Source organism: Streptomyces sp. NPDC091289, assembly GCF_044757365.1.
Taxonomy (GTDB): Bacteria; Actinomycetota; Actinomycetes; order Streptomycetales; family Streptomycetaceae; genus Streptomyces.
On the sequence record NZ_JBIVUT010000026.1, the window covers coordinates 75,891 to 101,395 of the forward strand.

Sequence of the window (25,505 nt, forward strand, 5' to 3'; positions counted from 1 at the left end):
AACCGGCACCACCGACAACCCCGTACGAACGGGATACGGCGGCTACTCCACCACCTGCCGCCCCTCCGGCTGCGCGCTGCACGCCGCGCGGAACGTGCAGTGGGTGCAGTGGGTGCCGGTGGTGGGCGTGAAGCGTTCGTCCAGGACCTTCCCGGCGGCCGTCGCGAGCAGGTCGGAGACCCACTCCCCGGCCAGCGGTTCCTGGGCCTGGACCTTGGGGAAGGCGTCGCCGCCCTCCTTCTTGGGGGCGGGCTGACGGAGCTGGACCAGTTCGGCGCCGCCCGGTTCGGGGCGCTTTCCGTCGAAGACCTCGTCGACCGCGCCCTCCCGGACGGCGAGCTGGTAGACCGCGAGCTGGGGGTGGGCGGCGACCTCGTCCTTGGTGGGCGCGCCCTTGCCGGTCTTGAAGTCGACGACGTACGCCCGGCCCTCGGCGTCCTGTTCGACCCGGTCCATGGAGCCCCGGATGCGGACGGCGTACTCCCCCGCCTCCAGCGTCACGTCGAAGTCGTGCTCGCTCGCGGTGGGGGTGCGGCCGCCCCGGTCCAGGACATGCCAGTGCAGGAAGCGTTCCAGGGCGGCGCGGGCGTGGTCCTTCTCCTGTTCGGACTTCCATGGGGCGTCGAAGGCGAGGCCGTTCCACACGGAGTCCAGGCGCTCCATGAGGACGTCGAGATCGGCGGGCGTACGGCTGGAGGCGACCTCGTCGGCGAGGACGTGGACGACGTTGCCGAACCCCTGGGCGGCGGTGGCCGGGGCGTCGGCCTTCACCTCGCGGCCCAGGAACCACTGGAGGGCGCAGGTGTTGGCGAGCTGGTCCAGCGCACTGCCGGAGAGGGTGACGGGCTGGTCGCGGTCGCGCAGCGGGACGGCGGAGCGGGTCGGCTCGTCCAGACCCCACCAGCGGTACGGGTGGGCCGCGGGCACCAGCGGCTGCCCCTCGTCGTCGGTGAGCGCGGCGAGCCGGGCGAGCCGGTGGGCGGCGGCCTCGCGCAGGGCGTCGGATGCCGCCGGGTCGACCGTGGTGGCGCGCAGTTCGGCGACGAGCGCGGCGACGGCGAGGGGGCGGCGCGGGCGGCCGGTGACGTCGCGGGGTTCGACGCCCAGCTCGGTGAGGAAGCGGGAGGGCTGGTCGCCGTCGTCGGCGGGGGCCTTCACGGCGGTGACGATCAGGCGGTCGCGGGCGCGGGTGGCGGCGACGTAGAAGAGCCGGCGCTCCTCCGCGAGGAGGGCCCCGGGCGTGAGGGGTTCGGCGAGTCCGTCGCGGCCGATCCGGTCCGCCTCCAGGAGGGAGCCCCGGCGGCGCAGGTCGGGCCAGACGCCCTCCTGGACCCCGGCGACGACGACGAGCCGCCACTCCAGGCCCTTGGAGCGGTGGGCGGTCATCAGGCGTACGGCGTCGGGGCGGGCGGTCCGCCGGGAGAGGGTGTCGGCGGCGATGTCCTGGGCGTCGACCTCTTCCAGGAAGTTGAGGGCCCCGCGCCCGCCGGTGCGCTCCTCGGCGCGGGCGGCCGTGTCGAACAGGGCGCACACCGCGTCGAGATCGCGGTCGGCGTTGCGGCCGCCCGCCCCGCCGCGCAGCGCGGCCCGCTCCAGCCGGCCCGGCCAGGGGGTGCCGTTCCACAGGGTCCACAGGGCCTCCTCGGCGGTGCCGCCGCCTTCGAGGAGCTCGCGGGCCTTGCGCAGGAGCGCGCCGAGGCGCTGCGCGCCGTGGGCGTACGCCGGGTCGTGCGTGACGAGCCGTTCGGGCTCGGCCAGGGCACGGGCCAGCAGGTCGTCGGAGGCGGCGGGGACCCGGATCCCGGCGGCGCGTTCCTCGTCGCGCAGGGCCCGGCCGAGGCGGCGCAGGTCGGCGGCGTCCATGGAGCCGAGCGGGGACGTGAGGAGGGTGAGGGCGGTCTCGGTGTCGAGCCAGGACGGCGTCACGGCCTCACCCGGATCTCCCTCGGGGAGGTCGGGAAGGTCGGGGAGGCGTCGCAGCGCCGCCGTCGCCACCGTCCGCAGCGCCGTCAGCAGCGGGGCGACGGCCGGTTCGTGGCGCAGCGGCAGGTCGTCGCCGTCGACCTCCAGGGGCACGCCGGCGGAGGTGAGGGCGCGGCGGACGGCGGGCAGCGAGCGGCCCCCGGCCCGTACCAGCACGGCCATCTCCTGCCACGGCACCCCGTCCTCCAGGTGGGCGCGGCGCAGCAGGTCCGCGATGTTCTCCAGCTCCGTGGACGCGGTCGGGTAGGTGTACGTCTCGACGCGGCCGCCGTCCCGGACCGCGTGCGGCTCGCGGTGGGCGCGGATCCTGTCGCCGGGCAGCCGGGTCAGCGGCATGCGGCGGGTGAGCAGCCGGGTCGCCGCGAGCAGCTCGGCCCCGGAGCGGCGGGAGGTGGTGAGGACGCCCACGGGCGCGGAGCCCCCGTCCGCCCGGCGGAAGGTGTCCGGGAAGTCGAGGATGCCGTTCACGTCGGCGCCCCGGAAGGTGTAGATCGACTGGTCGGGGTCGCCGAAGGCGATCAGCGTCCGCCCGCCGCTAGGGCCCTCGCCACGCCCCCGGTTGCCCGCCAGCGCGTGCAGCAGGCGCACCTGGGCGGGGTCGGTGTCCTGGTACTCGTCGACGTACACCGCGTCGTAGCGCTCGGCCAGCTCCGCCGCCACCTCCGGGCGTTCGGCGAGCAGGACCGCGCGGTGCACCAGCTCCGCGTAGTCCAGGACGCCCTGGGCGTCGAGGATGTCGAGGTACTCGGCGAGGAACTGGGCCGCCGCTCCCCAGTCCGGGCGGCCGGTGCGCTGGGCGAAGGCGGCCAGCGCGTCCGGGCCGAGACCGAGCTCGCGGCTGCGGGCCAGCACCGCGCGCACCTCGTCGGCGAAGCCGCGCGTGGTCAGGCAGGACCGCAGTTCGTCCGGCCAGCGGACGTGGGCCAGGCCCTCCTTCTCCAGGTCGAGCTGGCCCGCGAGCAGTTCGCGGACGGTGACGTCCTGTTCGGGCCCGGACAGCAGGCGCAGCGGATCGGCGAACAGATCGGCGTCCTGGTGCGCCCTGACCAGGGCGTAGCAGTACGAGTGGAACGTGGTGGCCTGCGGGCCCCGCGCCGCGCCGAGGCGGGCGGCCATCCGGTCCCGCAGTTCGACGGCGGCCTTGCGGCTGAAGGTGAGGACGAGGATGCGGGCCGGGTCCGCGCCCCGGTTCACCCGTGCGGCGACGGACTCGACGAGGGTGGTGGTCTTGCCGGTGCCGGGCCCGGCGAGGACCAGCAGCGGGCCGCCGGGGTGGTCAACCACCGCGCGCTGGCCTGCGTCCAGGAGAGGAGGATCCACCGAACCCGGCGGAGTGCGCACCAGACGGTACGCACCCGTGGTCCGCGGCCGTGACTCACGGTGCGGACTGTGCCGGGTGGAGGAGGAACTCACGTGGATCGCCGGTCCTGGTGGAGGTGCGTGGGTGTACGGGTGATGAGGAAGCGGGTCGGTGCAGCCGAGGAAGAAGAGGAAGGGGCTGAGCGTGCCGCGCGATGACGACGCTACGCCAGCGACGGCGCGGGAGGCGGCGACCGCGCTGCGTCCCTCGTCACGTGCGCTGCCGCGTCGGGCCGCTCCTGCCGGAGGCCGATGGCGGAAGCTGTCAGGTGTGAGCTTCCTCGCCCGGACCGCCGGGACCGCCCCGACCACCCGGACCGCCCTCGTCACCTTCGGCTCCACCTGCGTGCCCGTGCCCGTCCCAGCGGGCGCACCGCATGTCGATCCGCGGGATGTGCCCCTCCGCCTGCCGCGACGCCTCGCGCAGCGGGGTGCCCTCGGCACGGTAGTGGTCCAGCGCCCGCAGCTCGTGGGCGGGGAGCAGCGTCCCGTCGGCGCGGACGACGCGCCACCACGGCACGGCCGATCCGTACAGCGCCATGATCCGGCCGACCTGGCGGGGTCCTCCCTCGCCCAGCCACTCCGCGATGTCGCCGTACGTCATCACCCGGCCGGGCGGGATGAGATCGGCCACGTCGAGGACGCGCTCCGCGTACTCCGGCAGCTCCGCGAACTCCGGCGGCTCGGCGCCGGCCGGGGCGGTGCCGGAGCCGCTCCGGTCCGTCTGGTCCTGGCTCATCCGCCCCATCCTGCCGTACGCCACCGACAGCCCGGCCGAAACGGTCTCCGTCCGGACACTCGGCGTGCACGCAGGTGCAAAGGGGCGTATGTTGCGCTTCCCGCGCCCGTGCAATGCACCCTGATGCCCTCGTCTGTCTACGGGCCGTGCCACCATCATGCGGGCGGTGACCGGTGATACCAGAACGCGAAGACGAACCAGAGGCGACGAAGGAGCAGGGCGTGCAGCCACCGAAGGCGGCGGACGCCTCCGATGCCGGGGAGCGCCCGCAGGGCGGTCCCGAGACCTCGGGAGCATCCCGCGCCTCCTCCGGTGCACCCCGCGCCGACGGTCCCACGACGTCCACCACCGGGCATCTGGCCGGCTCGACCCTGGCCTCCGCCGACGCCGCCCTGAGCGACCGCGTATCCGGGGACGAGCCGCTGCTCCCCGCCCGGGTGCACCGCCCCTCCGACCTGATGCGGCTGCTCATCGGGGTGCTCGCGATCGCGATCCTGTTCTCGATCGCCGCGTTCGCCCAGGGCACCACGACCGGCCTCGAGGACGACATCTCCAAGGGCACCGAGCAGGCGCCCGATCTGCTGATCAAGATCGCCGGTCTGGTGTCCAGCATCGCCGTGCTGCTGGTGCCGGTCGCCTTCGCCATCGAACGCCTCATCAAACGCGACGGGCTGCGCATCGCGGACGGGGTGCTCGCCGCCGTACTCGCCCACGGGGTGACGCTCGCCACCGATCTCTGGGTCTCGCGGACCGCTCCCGGCACCATCCAGGACGCGCTGACCCAGCCGCAGACGGCCGGCGGGCTCACCGACCCGGTGCACGGCTATCTGGCACCGGTGATCGCGTACATGACGGCGGTCGGGATGGCGCGGCGGCCGCGCTGGCGCGTGGTGCTGTGGGTGGTGCTGCTGCTCGACGCGTTCGCGATGCTCGTCGGCGGGTACACCACCCCGTTCTCGATCATCCTCACCGTGCTGATCGGCTGGACGGTGGCGTACGGGACGCTGTACGCGGTCGGCTCGCCGAACGTCCGCCCCACCGGCCAGCACCTGATGGCCGGTCTGCGGCACGTGGGCTTCCGGCCGGTCGCGGCGATGCGCACCGAGGACGTCCCGGACAAGGACAACGCCGACCAGAGCGACCGGGGACGGCGGTATCTGGTCACCCTGGAGGACGGGCCGCCGCTGGACGTCACCGTCGTCGACCGGGAACAGCAGGCACAGGGGTTCTTCTACCGGGCCTGGCGGCGGCTCACGCTGCGCACGCTCACCCAGCGGCGCTCCATCCAGTCGCTGCGCCAGGCGCTGGAGCAGGAGGCGCTGCTCGCGTACGCGGCCATCGCCGCCGGGGCGAACGCGCCCAAGCTGATCGCCACATCGGAGCTGGGCCCCGACGCGGTGATGCTCGTCTACGAGCACATCGGCGGCCGGTCGCTGGACGCGATGGAGGACGAGGAGATCACCGACGATCTGGTGCGCAGCGCCTGGCGTCAGGTGAAGGCCCTCCAGTCGCGGCGGATCGCGCACCGCAGACTGACCGGTGACGCCCTCCTGGTGGATCGTTCCGGCAAGGCGTTCGTGACGGATCTGCGCGGCGGCGAGATCGCCGCCGGTGATCTGGTGCTGCGGATGGACGTCGCCCAGTTGCTGACCACGCTGGGACTGCGGGTGGGCGCCGAGCGGTCGGTCGCCGGGGCGCTGGCCGTGCTCGGCCCGGACGCGGTGGCGGACTGTCTGCCGCTGCTCCAGCCGATCGCGCTGAGCCGTTCCACCCGGGCGACGCTGCGCCGGATCGCCCGCGAGCGTTCGCAGCGCGAGCGGGAGGCGGTGGTGGAGGCCTCGCAGGCGGCCAAGCAGGCGAAGGCCGGTATCGCGGCGGACCCCGGACCGGACGGCGGGGCGGGCTCCAGGACGGACCCCAAGGCGGAGCGCAAGTCGCTGCGCACCGAGAAGCAGGCCGAGAAGCGCGCCATCGACGAGGCGCTGGAGGAGGCCCGCGAGGAGGATCTGCTCGCCCAGATCCGCCGTCAGGTGCTGCTGATCCGCCCGCAGGCCCCGGTCGAACCGGTCCGGCTGGAGCGCATCAAGCCGCGCACCCTGTTCAGCTTCATCGCCGGGGCCATCGCCGCGTACTTCCTGATCTCGCAGGTCACCCAGGCCGACTTCGGGGCGGTCGTGGAGCAGGCGGAGTGGGGCTGGGTGGCGGCCGCCCTCGGCTTCTCGGCGCTGAGCTATGTGGCGGCGGCGATGAGCCTGCTGGGCTTCGTGCCGGAGCGGGTGCCGTTCCTGAAGACCGTGCAGGCGCAGGTGGCCGGCTCGTTCGTGAAGATCGTCGCGCCGGCCGCCGTCGGTGGTGTGGCACTGAACACCCGCTTCCTCCAGCGGGCCGGGGTGCGCCCCGGTCTCGCGGTGGCGAGCGTCGGGGCCTCGCAGCTCTTCGGGCTCGGCGCCCACATCCTGCTGCTGGCACTGTTCGGCTACCTCACGGGGACGGAGAAGACCCCGGACTCGCTGACCCCGTCCCGGACGGTGATCGCGGGTCTGCTCACGGTCGCGGTGCTGGTGCTGGTGGTGACGGCGATCCCGTTCCTGCGGAAGTTCGTGGTGACCCGGGTGCGCTCGCTGTTCGCCGGGGTCGTGCCGCGCATGCTGGACGTGGTGCAGCGGCCGCAGAAGCTGCTGACCGGCATCGGCGGCATGCTGCTGCTGACCGGCCTGTTCGTGCTCTGCCTGGACGCCTCGATCCGGGCGTTCAGCGGCCCGGACGTGCCCCAGCTGAGCTACGCGAGCATCGCGGTGGTCTTCCTCGCCGGGAACGCGCTCGGCTCGGCCGCCCCGACGCCGGGCGGTATGGGCGCGGTCGAGGGGGCCCTGACGCTGGGCCTGATCGCGGTCGGGCTGCCGAAGGAGGTCGCGGCGCCCGCGGTGCTGCTGTACCGCGTGATGACGCTGTGGCTGCCGGTGCTGCCGGGGTGGATCGCCTTCAACCAGCTGACCCGCAAGGGCGAGCTGTAGCCGGAGGCCGTCCCGCAAGGGCGAGCTGTCGCCGGAGGCCGTCCCGCAGGGTCGAGCTGTCGCCGGAGGTCCGGGCGCGGCAGGCGGGCCCCCGCCACCCGCATGGACCGCGCCCGGCCGCGCTCCCCGGCGCCCCGCCGCACGATGGGGGCATGAGGACTTCCCCCGCCCTGCGCGCCGCCGCCCTCGCCGCCACCGCCACCGTGCTGCTGCCGCTCGCCGCCTGTTCGGACGACGGCGACGGGGACGGATCCTCGACACCCACCGGGGCCTCGACCGCCTCGCCGACCGCCACCGCCGAGGACCTGGCCTCGCAGCAGCTGGAGTGGTCCCCCTGTCCGCCGCCGAACGCGGCCCAGGGCGGCGGCGAGTCGCCGTCCCCGCTGCCCGGCGGCGTGGTGTGGGAGTGCTCCTTCATGGACGTACCGCTCGACTACGCGAAGCCGGACGGCCGCACGATCGAGCTGGCGCTGGTGCGGGGGAAGGCCAAGGACCAGAAGCGGCGGATCGGCTCGCTGGTGTTCAACTTCGGCGGGCCCGGCGCGTCCGGCGTCGCGACGCTGCCCGCGTTCGGCACCGAGTACGACGCGCTCCGCACCCGCTACGACCTGGTGAGCTTCGACCCGCGCGGGGTGGGCCGCAGCGAGGGCGTCCAGTGCGCGGACGACGCCCAGCTGGACGCCTTCTACCAGGAGGACGCCACCCCGGACGACGCGGCCGAGGAGAAGGAGTTCGTCCAGGGGCAGAAGGACTTCATCGCGGACTGCGAGGAGAACTCCGGCTCCGAACTCCCCTTCGTGGGCACGACGAACGCCGCCCGCGACATGGACCTGATGCGCACGGTCCTCGGCGACGACAAGCTGCACTACTTCGGCATCTCGTACGGCACCGAACTGGGCGGTGTGTACGCCCACCTCTTCCCGGACAAGGTCGGGCGGGCCGTCTTCGACGCGGTGGTCGACCCCACGAAGGACGCCGAGCAGTCCTCCCTCGGCCAGGCCGAGGGGTTCCAGCTCGCCCTGGACAACTTCACGAAGGACTGCGCGGAGCGCGACGACTGCGCGCTGCCCGGGGCCACCCCGCAGGAGGTCGAGCAGGGCATCGCCGATCTGCTGGCCGAGCTGGAGGAGGAGCCCATCGACGGGCTCGGCGACCGGACGCTGACCCAGACGCTGGCCACCACCGGGATCGCGTCCGCGCTCTACTCCAAGGAGACCTGGCCGCTGCTGGAGCAAGGTCTGGACGAGGCGGGCGGCGGGAACGGCGGGCTGCTGCTCGCGCTGGCCGACTCGCTCAACGGCCGCTCGGAGGACGGGCGGTACGACAACTCCAACGCCGCCAACATCTCCATCAACTGCGCCGACAACAAGCAGCGGTTCTCCCTGGAGCAGACGAAGGCGGCACTGCCCGCGTTCCGCAAGGCGTCCCCGCTGTTCGGGGACTATCTGGGCTGGGGGCTGATGAGCTGCACCGGCTGGCCGGTCGCGGGCGCCTGGCAGACCCCGGACGTCAGCGCCCCGGGCGCCGCCCCGATCCTGGTCATCGGCAACACCGGCGACCCGGCGACCCCGTACGCGGGTGCGAAGGCGATGGTGGAGAAGCTGGGCAAGGGCGTCGGCGTCGAGCTCACCTACAAGGGCGAGGGACACGGGGCGTACAACAGCAAGGACGCGTGCGTGCAACGGACGGTGGACGGCTATCTGCTGAACGGAAAGGTGCCCGAGTCCGGCACGGTCTGCGGCTGACCCGGGCCCCGGATCCCCTGCCGCACACGGCGGTTAGCATGTCCGCACACCACAGCCGCCCGACGCGTCGCCACCGGCTTCGGCGGGCCTCGGGGAGGGAAGCCGGATCATGCGTGCGCACGGGCGTGCCCAGCGGGCCGCGTTACGGACAGGAGCGGCCCTTCTCGCGGCGGGACTGCTCGCCGGCTGTGGGCTGTTGAGCTCGGAGCCGGATATCGACAAGCCGGCCGACGGCCGCCCCGGCGACGTCTCCGCCGCGCCCACACCGACGCCGACGCACATCGAGGACTCCCCCAAGGCGCCGGAACTGCCCTCCGACCTCACCTCGCAGCGCCTCGACTGGAAGCGCTGCACGGCCCCGCGCGGCGGCAACGCCCCCGGTTCCGCGTGGCGTTGCGCGAACGTGGACGTACCGCTGGACTACGCGGAGCCGTCCGGGGAGACGCTCTCCATCGCGCTGGTCCGCAAGGAGGCCCGCGACAAGGGGCGGCGGCTCGGCTCGCTGCTGTTCAACTTCGGCGGGCCCGGCGGATCCGGCGTCGGGATACTGCCGCGCTCGGCCGATGCCTACGCGACGCTCAACACCCGCTACGACCTGGTGAGTTTCGATCCGCGCGGGGTCGCGGCCAGCTCCGGGGTGCGCTGCCGCACCGACAAGGAGCAGGAGCAGGCCCACCGCAACATCGACATGACTCCGGACACGGCGGCGGAGGAGGCCGCGTTCATCAAGGACGCCGCGGACTTCGGCGCCGGCTGCGAACGCCGCTCGGGCACGGTCCTGCCGCACGTCGGCACGAGCAACGCCGCCCGCGACCTGGACCTGATCCGCCAGGTCCTGGGCGACGAGAAGCTGTCCTACTTCGGCTTCTCCTACGGTACGGAGCTGGGCGGGACGTACGCGCATCTCTTCCCGCACAAGGTGGGACGCACCGTGCTGGACGCGGTCGTCGACCCGACGGCCGACGGCATCGGGCACGCGCGCAACCAGACCACGGGCTTCCAGCGCGCCCTGGAGAACTACCTCAAGGACCGCGGCCAGGACCCGAAGGCGGGCTCCGAGCGCATCGCCCGGCTGCTGGACCGGATCGACCGGAGCCCGCTGCCGACCGACTCGGGGCGTGAGCTGAGCGAGTCGCTCGCCATCACCGGCATCGTCACCCCGCTGTACTCCGCGTCGAGCTGGCCCGCCCTGACGGCCGCGCTCGACGAGGCGGAGAACAACGGCACGGGCAACGGGCTGCTCCGGCTCGCCGACTCGTACAACGGCCGTGACGAGCGGGGCCGTTACGACACCCAGAACCACTCCCAGCGGGCGATCTCCTGCGCCGACTCCCGGGCCCGGCCCACCGTGGACGAGGCCCGTGCGCTGCTGCCGGAGTTCCGGGAGCTGTCACCGGTCTTCGGCCCGTTCCTGGCCTGGGACACCGCGGGCTGGTGCGCTCAGTGGCCGGTCGAGGGCGAGCACGAGACGCCGGAGACCAGTGCGCCGGGCGCGGGGCCGGTCCTGGTCGTCGGGACGACCGGCGACCCGGCGACCCCGTACGAGGGGGCGCGGCGGATGGCGGACGAGCTGGGCAAGGGCGTCGGCATCCTGCTGACCAACAAGGGCGAGGGGCACGGGGCCTACGGCTCCAGCGACTGTGTGACCTCGACGATCGACGCCTATTTCCTGGACGGGAAGGTCCCGGCGGACGGGAAGACCTGCGGGTGACCCGACGCACGTACGGGAAGGGGCCCGGTCCGCGCGCTGCGGACCGGGCCCCTTCCCGTACGGAAATGCTCTAGTACACCGGCTTCTCGGGCTCGATCTGGTTGACCCAGCCGATCACGCCGCCGCCCACGTGCACCGCGTCGGCGAAGCCCGCCGACTTGAGGACCGCGAGGACCTCGGCGCTGCGGACGCCCGTCTTGCAGTGCAGGACGATGCGCTTGTCCTGCGGGAGGTCCTGGAGGGCGGTGCCCATGAGGAACTCGTTCTTCGGGATCAGCTTCGCGCCGGGGATCGAGACGATCTCGTACTCGTTCGGCTCGCGGACGTCGATGATCTCGATCTTCTCGTCGCCGTCGATCCACTCCTTGAGCTGCTTGGGAGTGATCGTCGCGCCGAGCGCCGCCTCCTGCGCCTCCTCGGACACGACGCCGCAGAAGGCCTCGTAGTCGATGAGCTCGGTGACGGTGGGGTTCTCGCCGCAGACCGCGCAGTCGGGGTCCTTGCGGACCTTGACCTGGCGGTACTGCATCTCCAGGGCGTCGTAGATCATCAGCCGGCCGACCAGCGGGTCGCCCACGCCGGCGAGCAGCTTGATGGCCTCGGTGACCTGGATGGAGCCCACGGACGCGCAGAGCACGCCCAGCACGCCGCCCTCGGCGCAGGAGGGGACCATGCCCGGCGGCGGGGGCTCCGGGTAGAGGCAGCGGTAGCAGGGCCCGTGCTCGGACCAGAACACGGAGGCCTGGCCGTCGAAGCGGTAGATCGAGCCCCACACGTACGGCTTGTTCAGCAGCACCGCGGCGTCGTTGACGAGATAGCGGGTGGCGAAGTTGTCCGTGCCGTCCACGATCAGGTCGTACTGCGCGAAGATCTCCATCACGTTCTCGGCTTCGAGCCGCTCTTCGTGAAGGACCACGTTGACGTACGGGTTGATGCCCAGCACCGAGTCCTTGGCGGACTCGGCCTTGGAGCGGCCGATGTCGGCCTGGCTGTGGATGATCTGGCGCTGCAGGTTCGACTCGTCGACCTCGTCGAACTCCACGATGCCGAGCGTGCCGACACCGGCCGCGGCCAGGTACATCAGGGCCGGCGAGCCGAGGCCGCCGGCGCCGACACACAGCACCTTGGCGTTCTTCAGGCGCTTCTGTCCGTCCATCCCGACATCCGGGATGATCAGGTGGCGGGAGTACCTGCGGACCTCGTCGACGGTGAGCTCAGCAGCTGGCTCGACCAGGGGTGGCAGCGACACAGGAACCTCAACAATGCAGGTGGTCGGATTCTACGTAGACCGGCTTCTTACGGTCGACTACGTACGGTTGTTCTCCCCGTAACACTGCCACGCCCCTTCTCATTCCGAGATACCGGGTCCGATCCGCGAGACGATTTCGTCCCAGTACCTGGGCAGCGCCGCGAATGGATCGGTTTGTCCACTCCGGTCGGTGAAGAAGATCGTCCCGGCGCCCTGCCAGCGGGCGATGCGCATGGCCTCCTCCAGATGGGTGCGCGGGACCCCGTGGACGAAGTGGGCGAACCGCTCCGGTGGATAGTCGGCCGTCCACTCGGCCACCTGGGACCAGCGGTAGTCGGTCCAGGGGCCCTGGAAGGTGACCAGCTGGTCGGCCGCCTCCGCGTACCCGGGATACGGATGGGTGCCGTGCCCCAGCACCAGGCGGCCCCCGCCGTCCTCGCTGTCGCTCTCCGCGAGCAGGGCGTGGAGCGTGCCGGTGAGACGGCGGACGGCGGGCAGGGCGGCCCGCTCGGCGGGGCAGCGGGCGAGGTAGAAGCCGCCGATGCGGTACCAGTCGATGAAGGACCGGGCGTCCGCGATCAGCTCGTCGAACGGCCGCTCGCCGTGGGCCAGGTCGAGGTGGCCGAGCAGCCGGCCGCCGGAGGCCCGGACGGTGTCGTCCGGCGCCTCGCCGTGCAGGGCGCGTTCGCGGGCGTTGCGCAGCCGGCCCGCCGCCTCCAGGCAGTGCGGATCGGGCCGGGAGCCGGGGCCCTCGGCGATGTTGAGGACGGCCCAGTGCAGCGGGGTGCCGGGGCGGGCCAGCTCGGCCCATTCGGCGGGGGCCAGCAGCGGGTGGGCGTAGCCCGGGACGCCGAAGCCGAGCTGCTCGCCGCCCGCGGTCCTGCGGGCGTCGGCGGGAGCGGTCAGATACGGCACGCCGCCTCCATCCAGATGTCCGCGAGGGACTCCTCCAGATTGATCCGGGGCCGCCAGCCCAGCCGGTCCCGCGCGGTGCGGACGTCGGCCTGCTGCCAGGCCCCGCAGCCGTCCGGATACGGGGACGGGGTGGCCGAGAGGTGTTCCATCACGGACTCGGCGGAGGTGCGCGGGGCGCCGATGGGCAGGCGCGCGGGGGGCGTGTCCAGCTCGTGGAGTGCGCCCGCGTACCCGGCGACCCTCGCCAGGACGGCGGCGGCGTCACGGAGGCGGACGGCCCGCCCGGTGCCGATGTTGACGACGCCCTGGGCGGCGGAGAGCGAGGCGGCGTGGACGGCCCGCGCCACGTCCCGTACGTCGACGAAGTCGCGCTGCACGCCGAGGCCGCTGAGCTTCAGCTCGCCGTCGCCTGACTGCATGGCCCGGCGCATCGCCTCGGCGAGCCGGCCGAGCGGGGAGCCGGCCGGGGTGCCGGGGCCGACGGGCGAGAAGACCCGCAGGACGACGGCGTCGAGGCCGGAGCCGAGGACCAGTTCGGTGGCGGCGAGCTTGCTGACGCCGTACGGGCCGCCGGGGCGCGGCACCGCGTCCTCCGCCGTGGAGGACCCGGGCTGCGAGGGCCCGTACTCCGATGCGCAGCCGACCTGGACGAGCCGGGCCCCGCAGCCGCTGCGGCGCAGCGCCTCGCAGACGGTGGCGACGGCGACGGTGTTGTGGCGGGTGAGGTCCCGGGCGCCGCCGCGGGTCGCGCCCGCGCAGTTGACGACGACGCCGGGGTGGACGGCGTCCAGGAAGCGGGTGAGCGCCCCGGGGCTGCCGCCCGCGAGGTCGAACCGGACGTCGGCGTCGTCGCCGCGCCCGAGGGCCGTGAGGTGGACGGCGGGGTCGGCCAGCAGACGGTCGGCGACGAAGCGGCCGAGGAATCCGTTGGCTCCGAGCAGCAGCACCCTCATCGCGCACCGCCTCGGTGCCGACGGCGGGCTGCCGGTGCGGGGGATTGGGGGGTCATGGCGGGTTTCTCCTAGGTCAGTCAGTCGTTCGTACGGTGCTGGGCGGGGCCCGCGGCGTCGGCTCCGCGGGAGTGGGTCGGTGGTGCGGTGGTACGTCGGTGGGGGCGGCCCGGGTCCTCGGGTCCCTCAGGTCCGGGTGTGAGCGGAGGCCCGGGAGAGCGCGAGGGCCGCGTGCAGCAGCAGCCCGAGGGCGGCCCCGCCGCAGGCGAGGGCGGACACGGCTCCCGTCCCGCCTGCCGAGACGAGGGCGTCCACGGGCCGGGCAAGGGGTTCGAGCCCGGGGAGCCGGGAGGCGAGGACGAGGGCCGGGGCACCGGCCTCCACGGCGCACGCGCCGGCCAGCGCGACGGTGCCCGGCTCGGGCAGTCCGTGGGCGGCGAGCAGCCGGGCCACGAAGAACAGGACCCCGAGGGCGACCGCCGCGACCGGTGTGCCGCCCCCGCCGAGGCCGAGATCGGCCAGGTACAGCAAGGGCAGCAACGCGGCGAGGAAAAGGGTGACGGCGGCCAGGAGCAGGGGGCGCACGCCCGCGCCGAACTCCTCCAGGGCGCGGCTTCCGGACAGTTTGCGGTGGGCCTGGACGGTGAAGAGGTGGGCGCACCAGGCGGCCGGGGCGATGGCGGCGGCGAGGCCGAGCAGCGGGGCGGGGGTGCCGTCCCACGGGCCGTCCGGACCGCCGGTCATGACCTGGGCGAGCAGCTCCTCGCCGTACACCGCGTAGCTCAGCAGCCAGCAGCCGTACATCCCGGCGCGGCCCGCTCCTTCGGGGGCGCGCAGGGGCCCGCGGCCCAGGCACGCCCGGAGCGCCAGGCAGGCCAGGAGGGCGCCGACGACGGTGATCAGGGCGCGCGTCCCGTCGCCGAGGACGCCCTCGGTGCCCCGGAGCACCCCGGCGGTCGCCAGGCAGGCGGCCCCGGGGAGCAGGGCGAGCAGCGTCCAGGCGGCGCGCGCCTCGGTGTCGGGACCGGGGCCGGGCGGGCGTCCGCCGACGGGCTCCCGCGTACGGGGCGGCATGCGGGCGTACAGCTCCTCGGCGAGGGCGAAGACGTCCCGGTGGCGGTAGCGGGCGGCGGTGCGGTCGGTGAGGCCGTGCGCCTCCAGGCCGGCGGCGATCTCCAGGGGGTCCACGGCCCGTTCGCACAGGTCGCGGTGGTGGTGCATGAGGGATTTCACCGGGTCGGCCGGGCCCCGCCGGGCGGTGCCGGACGGAGCCCGGCGCGCCGTGGTGCGGGGCGGGATCTCGGCGGGGCGTTCCGCGGCGAACGCGGGGCGTTCCGGGGCGGCAGCGGGGGTCGCCGGGTCGTCCGGACGGGTCATCGGGTGGTCTCCGTGGTCGTGGAGGGGGGTCGGGGTCGGGTGGACGTGCGTCGCCGTGTCCCGCCGGGCGGAGGTCGCGTGATCACGCATCGCCGTCCCCCGCCGGTCCTGCCGCGACCGCGCAGACGCCCTCGGGCTCCGGCTCCCGCGCGTGCTGCGGCTCGGGCTCGCCGGGCCGGTCCGGCAGCCGGGCCCCGGGCACGGCGGCCCAGCTCGGCACGGCGGCGACGCCCACCGGCGCATCCGGGTCGGGCGGCGGCAGCAGGTGCGCCCCGGGCTGGGTCCAGTGGCCGAGGAGGCGCGCTTCCGGCGGGGTGGCGAAGGGCAGGGGGGCGCCGTGGGCGTCCACCGTGTCGGCCTCCCGGCGCACCGGGGTGTGCGACATCAGCTCCAGGTAAATGCCGCGAAATGCCGCGAGGTTCTGTTCGACGGTGAAGAGTTCGAGCGCGCGGGCCCGCGCGGCGGCTCCCAGGCGGGCCCGGCGCGCGGGGTCGCGCAGCAGCGCGACGCAGGCGTCGGCGAGCGCCTTGGGGTTGCGCGGGGGCACCACCAGGCCGGTGCCGCCGATGACTTCGACGACCGCGCCCACGTCGGTGGAGACGGTGGCCCGGCCGCAGAACATGGCTTCGACGAGGCTGACCGGGAAGCCCTCGACGACGCTGGACAGCACGATCACGCCGCCCGCGCCGTAGGCCTCGGCGAGGTCGGGGATCTCGGGGCCGCCGATCTCCTCGAAGGTGACCGGGCTGACGCCCTCGGTGTGCGCGCCGGTGGCCTCGTCCGGGAAGAGCTGGGCGGCCAGGGCCTTGCAGTGGGCGAGATGGGTGGCCCCCTCCTCGCCCGGGGCCGGGGCGCCGAAGATGCGCAGCCGGGCGCCGGGCTCGGCGCGGCGGACCTCGGCGAAGGCGTGGAGGAGGGCGATCAGGTCCTTGGCGGGCTCGATCCGGCCGACCCAGACCAGCGTGTCGGGGCCGCCCGCCCCGTCGGCCTCGCCCGCCGTGCCGAAGCGTTCGGCGTCCTCCCCGACCGGGCCGAAGCGCTCGGCGGCCATGCCCGGGTAGACCGTGCGCTGCTTGGCGGGGTCGGCTCCGCAGCGCTGCTGCCAGCGGCGGACGTGGGTGTTGCCGGGGGTGACGATCGCGGCCTGCCGGTAGACCTCGGTGGCGAGGCGGCCGTGGAATCCGGCGAGGAGGGCGCGCACCGGGGCGCCGTACGGGGTGGGGGCGTCGGAGGCGGCCAGGAAGTGCGCGCGCAGCGGAACACCGTGCTCGGTGACCAGCAGCGGCACCCCGAAGAAGCGTTTGGCCAGGAGTCCCGGGAGGGCGGCCGCCCCGCCGGAGGCCGCGTGGCAGAGGTCGACCGCGCCGAGGCTCTCCTGGTCGTACCAGTCCAGCGAGAGCGGGCGCAGCGCGCGTTCCAGCTCGGCGGCGAAGGCGAGGTGGTCGGGGACGGTGGCGCTCTGCACGGTGCGGCCGGTGCCGTGGGCGCGGCAGGCGGCCTCCAGGATCCGTACGGTCGTCTCGGAGCGCAGGGCGAGGTGGAGTCCGCCGCATTCGCGGGCGAGCTCGGCGAGGCCGTAGAGCCCTTCGGCGAAGAGCTCGGCGCCGGGGCCCGTGCCCGCTTCCGTACCGGCCTCGTCGGGGGTGCAGATCGCGGTGGCCAGGGCGGTGAGGCACGCGGAGAAGCGTCTGCGCTCGCGCCGCCCGTAGGACTGTTCGCCGCCGGTCACCAGCCGGGCCAGCAGGCCGCGTTCGCCGCTGCCGCGCAGGGTGCCGTCCTCGGGGGTCCACAGCGGCGCGGTGCGCACCCGGCTGACCTGGTGGGGCAGCCGGACCCAGCCCTGGTCCTCCTGGTGGGCGGAGCGGCTCAGGGCGAACAGGTCGAACTCGTGCTGCGGCAGCCCGCGCACCAGTCGGTCGCACCAGAGTCTGGACTCACCGGTCGCATACGGATAACCACCGTCGGTGAGCAGTCCGATCCGCACGAGTACACCCCCGATCTCCCTTGTGGGCGGCCGCCGTTGAAACGGCGACTCGCAGCGGGACGACCGTAAGCGGATACGCCGGTGGTGGGGGGGGGGGGGGGGGGGGGGGGCCCCCCCCCCGGGGGGGCCCCCCCGCCGGGGGCCCCCCCGGCGCGGGGGGGGCGGGGCCGGGGGGGGGGGGGGGGGGGGGGGGGGGCCGGGCGCCCCCCCCCCCCCCCCGGCCCGCCCCCCCCCGCCCCCGGGGGGGCCCCCCCCCCCCCCCCCCCCCCCGCGCGGGGCCCCCCCCGCCGCGGCCCCGGGGGGGGGGGGGCGGGGGGGTGGCCCCCCCCACCACCGAAAGGGGTGAACCGTCGTAACTTTCCCGCCCCGGTCGCGTTCCGTCGCGATACAGCGGTCGGTTGTTACGGAGCGTCAGGCCCGGGCCAGCCCCTTGCGGGCCGGCGCACGAAGGGGCCGAGCGGGGCCGAGCGGGGTCATCCGGTGAAGATCAACCGGTGGGGTGCACCCAGGGGTTGGCCTTGCACTTGATGCCTTCCAGCTCAAGCGTCTTGGTCTGCTGCTGCATGACCGGAGCCAGGGCGCCGGGGGTGCGGCAGCTCACGTGGTTGTGGCCGAGACGGTGGCCGACCTCGTGGTTGATGAGCATCTGACGGTAGGGCAGCAGTTGGTCCGGGCCGAAGGTGGCGGCGCCCTGCGCCCAGCGATAGGCGTTGATCATGACGCGGTTCGTCGCGGCGGAATCGCAGGAGACATTGTCGATCGTGGTGTCCAGACCGGACTTGGCGCACCAGTCGCCGGTGGTCCCGGGGCTGGCGAGCGTGATCACGAAGTCCGGGGTCCCCGACGAGATGCGCTCGAAGGTCATCGCGCCGTTGTGCGCCCAGCTCCGGTCGTCGTTGAGGGTCTTCTGCACGGCTTCGGCGAACAGGCCGGCGTCGAGGCCGAGGCCCTTCTCGACATCGATCCGGTAGCGGTGCTTCTGCCCCTTCCCGGGGGCCTTCGCCAGCCCGGGCACCGCCTCGAACGTGCCGCTCGCCTTCAGGTCCGCGGCGAGCGGATACGGCCGCGCCATCCTGTCCGCGTACGAGAGAGGTTTGACCTCGGGCTCGGCCGAGGGCTGCTGCGGGGTCGGGCGGGCATCGGAGCGGGAGGCCTCCTCGCCCGGGCCCTGCCGCTCCACCTCGGCGGCGCGCGCGGCGGCGGCACGGTCACCGGAGTCCTCGGCGACCTGTCCGGCCACCACGACCGCGAGCACGGTGGTCACCGCGGCGGCGGCGATCCCGGTGAACGTCCGGCCCTTGGAGCCCCGGGGCGCGGGGCGTTCGTCCGGCTCACCGGCCTCGGCGTCGTCCGCGCCGTCGGAGGGCCCGGCCGGCAGCGCGACGGGGGCGGCTTCCGGGGCCTCGGCGCCGAAGGCGTCCACGAACTCCCGGCGCGGGCCCGGCACCGGGGGGCCGTCGAACGTCGGCTGCTGGGCCGCCCGGCCGTCCGCGGCGCGCTGGGCCGCGCGCTGGGCGGACACCTGACGGGCCACGGCCTGCTGCCGGGCGGCGGTGTCCTGGGGCCCGGCGGGTCCGCCCGGCCCGGCGGCATACGGCCGGGCGTCGGCGGGGCGGCCGCCCGGACCGGGGTACTGGTGGGGCGGATACGGCTGAGGGGCGCTGTGGGGTGCGGGTGCGCCGTACCCCTGGTCGTAACGGGGCACGGGTCCGGTCCCCCAGCCGCCGCCCTGCTCACGCTGTTCGGGGTGGCCGCCGCGCACCTGCGGTGCGTCGGGGGAGAACGGGCCGCGCCCGTCACCGGTCGGCGCGGGCCCGGTCCGCCTGCGCCGGCCGCCGCCGGACGCGGGCCTCGCCGCGGCGCGTTCGCCGCCCGGTTCCGCCGCCGCGTCCGGGCGGATCGCGCCGGAGCCCTTTCGACTGTGTCGTCCCACGCCCCGGATCAGCTCCCGCCGCTATCGTCCAGCAGTTCCCGGAACGCCTGGGCGACCGCCTCCGGGTACTCCATCATCGCCACGTGCCCCGCGTCGGGCAGGGTCAGCAGCCGGGCGTCGCGGAAGGCCACGGACGCCCTGCGTGCCATCCGGTACGAGACGAGCCGGTCCCGTCCGCCGTACACGAGCTGGGTCGGTGCGAGCACCCGCTCGGCCTGGCGCCACAGTCCGTGCTGGCCGCCCAGGGTGTACGCGTCGACGATGCCCCGGGCCGAACGCGTCATCGCGTCCCAGAAGTACGGCAGCTCCAGCCGTCGCTCCATCTCGGCCACCGCGTGGCGGAAGGCTTCGTCGGAGATCCGTGCCGGATCGCCGTAACAGAGTGCCATGACTCCGCGCGTCCGCTGCTCCGCCGTCCAGTCCTTCGTGAGCCGGGCGAACAGGGAAGCGACCCCCGGCACCGCGAGAAGGCCGGTCGGGACGGCGGGCCGCTGCACCCGCCACTCCGGCAGTGCGGGCGAGATCAGGGTGAGGGTGCGCACCAGGTCGGGGCGGACGGCGGCGACCCGGGTGGCGACCGCGCCGCCCAGGGAATTGCCGAACAGGTGAACGGGCCCCCGCTCCTCCGCGTCCAGCAGCCGGATCACCGCACGGGCGTGTCCGGTCACCGAGTAATTACCGTCGTCCGGCGGCGGCGAGTCCCCGAATCCGGGCAGGTCGACCGCCTCGCCGTCGACCAGGTCGGACAGCAGCGGCATCAGCGCGGACCAGTTCTGCGACGATCCGCCGAGCCCATGCACATACAGCGCGGGGGGCAGTCCGGTCCGGTCGCCCGGCCGGCAGCGGACGTTCAGGCCGATCCCCGGCAATGACACGGAGCGCAGCCGTTCGCCGTCGGCGACCCGGACGGCACTGACCGTGGGGGCCACCGCGGCAGCGGCGGCCCGGACACCCGGCAGCTCGGTCGAAGACATGCGGGCAATGTTACGAGACGATCACGCACTCATTCATGTGTTCGCCATCACAGGCCGCATCGCGGGGCGGACGGGTAGCTCCTACGCTTCAGGGGAAGGAAGGGAGCTGCACCATGACGGTCGACCCGAGCGACCCGGACACCTTCGAGAACGACGGACCGGAGGAGACGGGGCCCGAGGCCCCCGAGGCGGACGCCGCCGAGCAGCGGGCGGACATCCGGCCCGAGGACGACGATCGGGCGGAGAACGTCGACCCGGCCACCGCCAATGAGGCCGATGTGGCGGAACAGCGCCGGGTGATTCCCTTGGATGAGGACGATTACCGGTAATACGCCCCGGTTTGCTCGCGACCAGGAAGAACTGTGGCTTCCACAGCCGTCCGGTCCGTGAAATTCTGCGTCCGCGCCGCGCACGCCACGGTTACCCAAAAGTACGATGGCTGTACGGCGCAGCGTGCACGGACCGGCTGTGCTGGAACACATATTTGGGAGGCGGCGTGACAGCCATCGAGCAGACAGAGGCGGCGCGCCCGCGGGGCACACGGCTGCCCCGCCGCGCCCGACGCAATCAGCTGCTGGGCGCCGCACAGGAGGTCTTCGTCGCGCAGGGCTACCACTCCGCAGCGATGGACGACATCGCCGAGCGGGCCGGGGTCAGCAAGCCGGTGCTCTACCAGCACTTCCCCGGAAAGCTGGAGCTCTACCTGGCCCTTCTCGACCAGCACTGCGAGTCGCTGCTCCAGGCCGTGCGCACGGCGCTGGCCTCGACGACGGACAACAAGCTGCGCGTCGAGGCGACGATGGACGCCTACTTCGCGTACGTGGAGGACGAGGGCGGCGCCTTCCGGCTGGTCTTCGAGTCCGACCTGACCAACGAGCCCGCCGTGCGCGAGCGGGTCGACCGGGTGTCCCTCCAGTGCGCCGAGGCCATCTCCGACGTGATCGCCGGGGACACGGGCCTGTCCAAGGACGAGTCCATGCTGCTGGCGGTGGGGCTCGGCGGCGTCTCCCAGGTGGTGGCGCGCTACTGGCTCTCCAGCCGGTCCGCCATCCCCCGCGACACCGCCGTGCAGCTCCTCACGTCGCTGGCCTGGCGGGGCATCGCGGGCTTCCCGCTGCACGGCGTCGAGCAGCACTGAGCCCTCCGTGACGGGACGTGTGGGGCCGTGTTCGCTGCGGGCGTTGCCGGTCGGGCCCTGAGCGCCGCTCCCGCCGGGCTAATGTGGCTGCGTACGGCGCGGTTCGCCGCGCAAGGACTGACCGTCGGAGGGACATAGCCGTGGAGGTCAAGATCGGGGTACAGCACACGCCCCGCGAGATCGTTCTGGAGAGCGGGCTTTCCGCCGAGGACGTCGAGAGCGCGGTCGCCGCGGCACTGGGCGGCAAGGCGGAGCTGCTCAGCCTCACGGACGAAAAGGGCCGCAAGGTTCTGGTGCCGGCCGACCGGATCGCGTATGTGGAGATCGGTGAGCCGACCACCCGGCGGGTGGGGTTCGGGACGCTGTAGTCCACCGGACGCGTTGAGCACAGGAGCGGCCCGGCGGGGTTTTTCCCCGCAGGGCCGCTCCTGCGTTGTGTACGGGGCCGGGCCCCGCGGCGTGAAGTGGACGGGTGCGGCGTGAAGTGGTGGACGGGCGCCGGATCCCGTACGGGTCGGAGCGGGCCGCCGGAGGGTTGTTCTCCGCAGGCGGGGGGTAGTACCGCCTACGACCGATTTGCCCGCCCCGCACACCCCCGCGAGGTGATCCTCTGTGATCTGGGAATCCTTCGGCGCCGCCGTGCTCGGACTCGCCCTGTCCTGGGCGGCGATCCGATCACTGGCCGACCGCCTGCCGTCCGGCCGTGCGGTTTATCTCACCGGCTCCCTGGGCGCCCTGTTCGGCGCGTATCTGACGCATGCCGCGCTGGGCCCGGGCCATGTCCTGGCGACGCTGATCGGAGCCGTGTCCGTCGGGGCGGTGACGCTGTCGCTCCTGATCCGTCCACCCGGCCGCCGCCTCGGCCGGTCGGCGGCGGCGGCCCAGTAGCACGGCACCGGGCGGCGGCGCGGTGTTACGCGGCCAGCCCCAGGGCGGCCATCCGCTTGGTGTGGGCCTCGGTGATCCGGGAGAACATCCGGCCCACCTCGGCCAGGTCGAAGCCGTCCGCGACGCCGCCCACCAGCATGGTCGAGAGGGCGTCGCGGTCGGCGACCACCCGCTGGGCCTGCGACAGCGCCTCGCCCATCAGCCGGCGCGCCCACAGCGCGAGCCGCCCGCCGAGCCGCGGGTCGGCCTCGATCGCGGCGCGCACCTTCTCCACGGCGAAGTTCCCGTGGCCCGTGTCGTCGAGCACGGACAGGACCAGGGACCGGGTGTCGGTGTCCAGCCGGGCCGCGACCTCGCGGTAGAAGTCGCTCGCGATCGAGTCACCGACGTACGCCTTGACCAGGCCCTCCAGCCAGTCGGACGGCGCCGTCTGGCGGTGGAAGTCGTCGAGCGCCTTGGCGAACGGCTCCATCGCCGCGGTCGGGTCCTCGTCCACGGCGGTGAGCCGCTGGTTCAGCTGCTCGAAGTGGTGGAACTCGGCGGCGGCCATCTTCGCCAGCTCCGCCTTGTCCCCGAGGGTCGGCGCGAGCTTCGCGTCCTCGGCCAGCCGCTCGAAGGCCGCCAGCTCTCCGTAGGCGAGGGCGCCGAGCAGGTCCACGACCGCGGCGCGGTACTGCGGGTCGGCGGCCGCGGTGGCCCAGTCCTGGGCGGCGATCCCGGTGGCTCCGGTGGCTTCGGCGGGGGTCTCAGTGGCGTGGTCAGGCGTCTCCATGAACCGAACGATAGCCCGCTCCTCACAGGGCGGAAGGGCCTGGTCAGCCCGGGACCTCATACCGTTCCGATGAATTCGTCCAACACACATGCGCGAATCCGGGGTACAGTGGTAATGCGCCTACTGAGCACTGTGCTGTGCCAGAGGCGCGCCCTTTGAATGAGGATGCCCGGTCGGTGGCCCGATCGGCTCCGAACCGACAGCCCTCCACGCGGTGCGTACGACACGTACGACTGCAGATGAGGGGCCCCCTCAGCGGCACGAGCGCTCGAGCGACGGCAGTGGTCCCGCGCCACCCGGCCCATCCACGGCCGGATGACCAACCCCGGCACGGTACGACCCCCAGCGTTCGCCTCGGACCGCGTCTCACAGAAGAGGCAGCACCCTGACTACGTTCCGCGACCTCGGTATTCTTTCCGAGACGGCCGAAGCCCTCGAGGCAGTCGGCATCATGTCCCCCTTCCCCATCCAGGAGCTGACGCTCCCCGTAGCCCTCTCCGGCTCCGACGTCATCGGCCAGGCCAAGACCGGCACCGGCAAGACGCTCGGCTTCGGTCTTCCGCTCCTGGAGCGCGTGACCGTCCCCGCCGACGTCGAGGCGGGCCGCGCCACGCCCGAGCAGCTGACCGACGCGCCGCAGGCGCTCGTCGTCGTCCCCACCCGCGAGCTGTGCCAGCAGGTCACCAACGACCTGCTCACGGCCGGCAAGGTCCGGAACGTCCGCGTTCTCGCGATCTACGGCGGCCGGGCGTACGAGCCCCAGGTCGAGGCCCTCAAGAAGGGCGTCGACGTGATCGTCGGCACCCCGGGCCGTCTCCTGGACCTGGCGGGCCAGCGCAAGCTCGACCTCTCCCACATCCGCGGGCTCGTCCTCGACGAGGCCGACGAGATGCTGGACCTGGGCTTCCTGCCCGACGTCGAGCGCATCATCACGATGCTGCCGCCCAAGCGCCAGACCATGCTGTTCTCGGCCACCATGCCCGGTGCCGTCATCAGCCTCGCGCGCCGCTACATGTCGCAGCCGACGCACATCAACGCCACGTCGCCCGACGACGAGGGCACGACCGTCAAGAACACGGTCCAGCACGTCTACCGCGCCCACAACATGGACAAGCCGGAGATGCTCTCCCGCATCCTCCAGGCCAACGGCCGCGGGCTCGCGATGATCTTCTGCCGGACCAAGCGCACCGCAGCCGACATCGCCGAGCAGCTGGAGAAGCGCGGTTTCGCCTCCGGCGCGGTCCACGGCGACCTCGGCCAGGGCGCCCGCGAGCAGGCGCTGCGCGCCTTCCGCAACGGCAAGGTCGACGTCCTGGTCTGCACCGACGTCGCCGCGCGCGGTATCGACGTCGAGGGTGTGACTCACGTCGTCAACTACCAGTCGCCGGAGGACGAGAAGACCTACCTCCACCGCATCGGCCGCACCGGCCGCGCGGGCGCCAAGGGCATCGCGATCACGCTGGTCGACTGGGACGACATCCCGCGCTGGCAGCTGATCAACAAGGCCCTGGATCTGAAGTTCCCGGACCCGCCGGAGACGTACTCCACCTCGCCGCACCTCTTCGAGGAGCTCGGCATCCCGGCGGGCACCAAGGGTGTGCTGCCGCGCGCCGAGCGGACCCGTGCCGGTCTGCGCGCGGAGGAGGTCGAGGACCTCGGCGAGACCGGCGGCCGCGGCCGCAAGGCCGCCGCCCCGGCCCCCGCCCGTGAGGAGCGCGAGCCGCGCACCCGGACGCCGCGTCAGCGCCGCCGCACCCGTGGCGGTTCCGCCGCGGAGGAGGGCGCCGCGACGGTGCCCGCCCCCGCCAAGGAGGCTGCCCCGGTCGCTCCGGTCACTTCGGCCGGTGACGAGGCCCCCGACGCGCCGCGTACGCCGCGCCGTCGCCGCCGTACGCGTGTCAGCGCCACCGAGGCCGTCGCCGAGGCGGCCGTGGCGGTCGCCGAGGCCCCGGTGGTTCCCGCCCCGGTGGCCGAGGCCGCTCCCGTGGTCGAGGCCGCACCCATGGCCGAGCCGGTCGCGGAGACCGTGGCGGCCGTGGCGGAGACCAAGCCGCGTCGTCGTCGCAGCCGCGCCGCGGTGAAGCCGGTGGCCGAGGAGACGGCTGCGCCCGTCGCCGCCGCACCGGCCGCGCCGGCCCCGGCCGAGTTCCAGACCGTGGCCGTCGCCGCGGGCGTCGCGGAGCCGGTCGCCGAGCCGAAGGCCGTCAAGCCGCGCCGCCGCACCCGGATCGTGAAGCCGGCCGACGAGGTCGACTTCCAGATCGCCCCGGCCGCCGAGCCGGAGCCCGAGACGAAGACGCGTCGTCGTCCGGCCCGTGCCACGAGCCGGCCGAAGGCTGAGTCGAAGCCCAGGGCAGCGGCCAAGGCGAAGGCCGAAGCCGGTACGGAGGCCGAGTCGACGCCCAAGGCGGAGACGAAGCCCAAGAGGGCGTCGAGGGCGAAGGCCGCGGCCCCCGTCGAGGCCGCCGCGCCGGAGGCTCCGGCCGCCGCCGAGGCGGAGGCCAAGCCGCGTCGCCGCCGCGCCACGCGCGCCGTCACCTCGACCACCGCCCAGGAGGCCGCCGTGGTCTCCGAGGCCGAGGCCGTGGTGAGCGAGGCCGCCGCCGAGACGAAGCCGCGCCGCCGTCGCGCCACCCGCCCGGCGGGCAAGGCGTCGGCGACGACGACCGAGAGCTGACGCTCCCGGCGACACCGCAGCACGAACGGCCCCGGCCCCCGCACTCGCGGGGGCCGGGGCCGTTTCCGTATGCCCGATGTTGCTGGGAGGGTCGCCC

The 25,505-nt window shown here is 74.0% G+C and carries 18 protein-coding genes; 8 read left to right on the forward strand and 10 right to left on the reverse strand.

What is annotated here, in order from left to right; all coding sequences use genetic code 11:
* Positions 1–42: 42 nt before the first annotated feature.
* Together ACIQPT_RS30235 and ACIQPT_RS30240 are read right to left on the reverse strand one after the other, a co-directional pair.
* On the reverse strand, positions 43–3,396 hold the full coding sequence (locus ACIQPT_RS30235) for an ATP-dependent helicase (RefSeq protein ID WP_401160442.1): 3,354 nt from the start codon (positions 3,394–3,396) through the stop codon (positions 43–45).
* 211 nt (positions 3,397–3,607) lie between these two features.
* Positions 3,608–4,081 (reverse strand): MGMT family protein, encoded by a 474-nt coding sequence (locus ACIQPT_RS30240; RefSeq protein ID WP_401160444.1) that lies wholly within the window; start codon positions 4,079–4,081, stop codon positions 3,608–3,610.
* Between the two features lie 221 nt (positions 4,082–4,302).
* On the opposite strand from ACIQPT_RS30240, the gene ACIQPT_RS30245 reads away from it, so the two are divergent.
* The 3 genes from ACIQPT_RS30245 (at position 4,303) to ACIQPT_RS30255 (ending at position 10,551) form a co-directional block, all read left to right on the forward strand.
* The gene (locus ACIQPT_RS30245) at positions 4,303–7,095 is read left to right on the forward strand and encodes a YbhN family protein (protein ID WP_401160446.1); all 2,793 of its coding nucleotides are present in this window, start codon (positions 4,303–4,305) and stop codon (positions 7,093–7,095) included.
* A gap of 152 nt (positions 7,096–7,247) precedes the next feature.
* A complete protein-coding gene (locus ACIQPT_RS30250) occupies positions 7,248–8,840 on the forward strand; it encodes an alpha/beta hydrolase (RefSeq protein ID WP_401160448.1) in 1,593 nt (530 codons plus the stop codon).
* A 109-nt stretch (positions 8,841–8,949) separates the two neighbouring features.
* Positions 8,950–10,551: an alpha/beta hydrolase gene (locus tag ACIQPT_RS30255; protein ID WP_401160449.1), complete on the forward strand. Its 1,602-nt coding sequence runs from the start codon at positions 8,950–8,952 to the stop codon at positions 10,549–10,551.
* A 70-nt stretch (positions 10,552–10,621) separates the two neighbouring features.
* Here ACIQPT_RS30255 and moeZ read toward each other — a convergent pair whose 3' ends face one another.
* The 7 genes from moeZ to ACIQPT_RS30290 all read right to left on the reverse strand — a co-directional run bounded on the left by moeZ (position 10,622) and on the right by ACIQPT_RS30290 (position 19,933).
* Entirely contained in the window at positions 10,622–11,800 is a 1,179-nt protein-coding gene (moeZ, locus tag ACIQPT_RS30260; protein WP_383267521.1) for an adenylyltransferase/sulfurtransferase MoeZ, read from the reverse strand.
* A 99-nt stretch (positions 11,801–11,899) separates the two neighbouring features.
* On the reverse strand, positions 11,900–12,715 hold the full coding sequence (locus tag ACIQPT_RS30265; RefSeq protein WP_401160451.1) for a spherulation-specific family 4 protein: 816 nt from the start codon (positions 12,713–12,715) through the stop codon (positions 11,900–11,902).
* Entirely contained in the window at positions 12,703–13,668 is a 966-nt protein-coding gene (locus ACIQPT_RS30270) for an NAD(P)-dependent oxidoreductase (protein ID WP_030580443.1), read from the reverse strand. Before ACIQPT_RS30270 ends, ACIQPT_RS30265 begins: the two co-directional genes overlap by 13 nt.
* Positions 13,669–13,851: 183 nt before the next feature.
* Positions 13,852–15,042 (reverse strand): hypothetical protein, encoded by a 1,191-nt coding sequence (locus tag ACIQPT_RS30275; RefSeq protein WP_401160453.1) that lies wholly within the window; start codon positions 15,040–15,042, stop codon positions 13,852–13,854.
* A gap of 82 nt (positions 15,043–15,124) precedes the next feature.
* Positions 15,125–17,026 carry a DUF3492 domain-containing protein gene (locus ACIQPT_RS30280; protein ID WP_401160455.1) on the reverse strand — a complete coding sequence of 634 codons (1,902 nt, stop codon included), beginning with the start codon at positions 17,024–17,026 and terminating at the stop codon, positions 15,125–15,127.
* A gap of 487 nt (positions 17,027–17,513) precedes the next feature.
* On the reverse strand, positions 17,514–18,959 hold the full coding sequence (locus ACIQPT_RS30285) for a DUF3152 domain-containing protein (RefSeq protein WP_401160457.1): 1,446 nt from the start codon (positions 18,957–18,959) through the stop codon (positions 17,514–17,516).
* A gap of 8 nt (positions 18,960–18,967) precedes the next feature.
* Positions 18,968–19,933 carry an alpha/beta fold hydrolase gene (locus tag ACIQPT_RS30290; protein ID WP_401160459.1) on the reverse strand — a complete coding sequence of 322 codons (966 nt, stop codon included), beginning with the start codon at positions 19,931–19,933 and terminating at the stop codon, positions 18,968–18,970.
* Between the two features lie 113 nt (positions 19,934–20,046).
* Between ACIQPT_RS30290 and ACIQPT_RS30295 the strand changes: the two genes are divergently transcribed.
* The 4 genes from ACIQPT_RS30295 to ACIQPT_RS30310 all read left to right on the forward strand — a co-directional run bounded on the left by ACIQPT_RS30295 (position 20,047) and on the right by ACIQPT_RS30310 (position 21,959).
* Positions 20,047–20,262 (forward strand): hypothetical protein, encoded by a 216-nt coding sequence (locus tag ACIQPT_RS30295; RefSeq protein ID WP_401160460.1) that lies wholly within the window; start codon positions 20,047–20,049, stop codon positions 20,260–20,262.
* Between the two features lie 167 nt (positions 20,263–20,429).
* Complete coding sequence (locus ACIQPT_RS30300; RefSeq protein ID WP_010061601.1) at positions 20,430–21,071, forward strand: TetR/AcrR family transcriptional regulator; 642 nt, start codon at positions 20,430–20,432, stop codon at positions 21,069–21,071.
* 140 nt (positions 21,072–21,211) lie between these two features.
* Positions 21,212–21,439 (forward strand): DUF3107 domain-containing protein, encoded by a 228-nt coding sequence (locus ACIQPT_RS30305; RefSeq protein ID WP_030580428.1) that lies wholly within the window; start codon positions 21,212–21,214, stop codon positions 21,437–21,439.
* 244 nt (positions 21,440–21,683) lie between these two features.
* Entirely contained in the window at positions 21,684–21,959 is a 276-nt protein-coding gene (locus ACIQPT_RS30310) for a hypothetical protein (RefSeq protein WP_401160462.1), read from the forward strand.
* Positions 21,960–21,984: 25 nt separating this feature from the next.
* Here the strand turns inward: ACIQPT_RS30310 and ACIQPT_RS30315 are convergent, their stop codons facing one another.
* On the reverse strand, positions 21,985–22,731 hold the full coding sequence (locus ACIQPT_RS30315) for a ferritin-like fold-containing protein (RefSeq protein WP_401160464.1): 747 nt from the start codon (positions 22,729–22,731) through the stop codon (positions 21,985–21,987).
* Positions 22,732–23,182: 451 nt separating this feature from the next.
* Between ACIQPT_RS30315 and ACIQPT_RS30320 the strand changes: the two genes are divergently transcribed.
* Positions 23,183–25,408 (forward strand): DEAD/DEAH box helicase, encoded by a 2,226-nt coding sequence (locus ACIQPT_RS30320; RefSeq protein WP_401160465.1) that lies wholly within the window; start codon positions 23,183–23,185, stop codon positions 25,406–25,408.
* The last annotated feature ends 97 nt before the right edge of the window (positions 25,409–25,505 follow it).

What these genes read in the sequence shown, in the direction of transcription:
- ACIQPT_RS30270 (WP_030580443.1), bottom strand. Translation starts at nt 13,668, where the DNA reads ATGAGGGTGCTGCTGCTCGGAGCCAACGGATTCCTCGGCCGCTTCGTC.
- ACIQPT_RS30240 (WP_401160444.1), bottom strand. Translation starts at nt 4,081, where the DNA reads ATGAGCCAGGACCAGACGGACCGGAGCGGCTCCGGCACCGCCCCGGCC.
- ACIQPT_RS30290 (WP_401160459.1), bottom strand. Translation starts at nt 19,933, where the DNA reads ATGTCTTCGACCGAGCTGCCGGGTGTCCGGGCCGCCGCTGCCGCGGTG.
- ACIQPT_RS30275 (WP_401160453.1), bottom strand. Translation starts at nt 15,042, where the DNA reads ATGACCCGTCCGGACGACCCGGCGACCCCCGCTGCCGCCCCGGAACGC.
- ACIQPT_RS30315 (WP_401160464.1), bottom strand. Translation starts at nt 22,731, where the DNA reads ATGGAGACGCCTGACCACGCCACTGAGACCCCCGCCGAAGCCACCGGA.
- ACIQPT_RS30250 (WP_401160448.1), top strand. Translation starts at nt 7,248, where the DNA reads ATGAGGACTTCCCCCGCCCTGCGCGCCGCCGCCCTCGCCGCCACCGCC.
- ACIQPT_RS30255 (WP_401160449.1), top strand. Translation starts at nt 8,950, where the DNA reads ATGCGTGCGCACGGGCGTGCCCAGCGGGCCGCGTTACGGACAGGAGCG.
- ACIQPT_RS30320 (WP_401160465.1), top strand. Translation starts at nt 23,183, where the DNA reads ATGTCCCCCTTCCCCATCCAGGAGCTGACGCTCCCCGTAGCCCTCTCC.
- ACIQPT_RS30295 (WP_401160460.1), top strand. Translation starts at nt 20,047, where the DNA reads ATGACGGTCGACCCGAGCGACCCGGACACCTTCGAGAACGACGGACCG.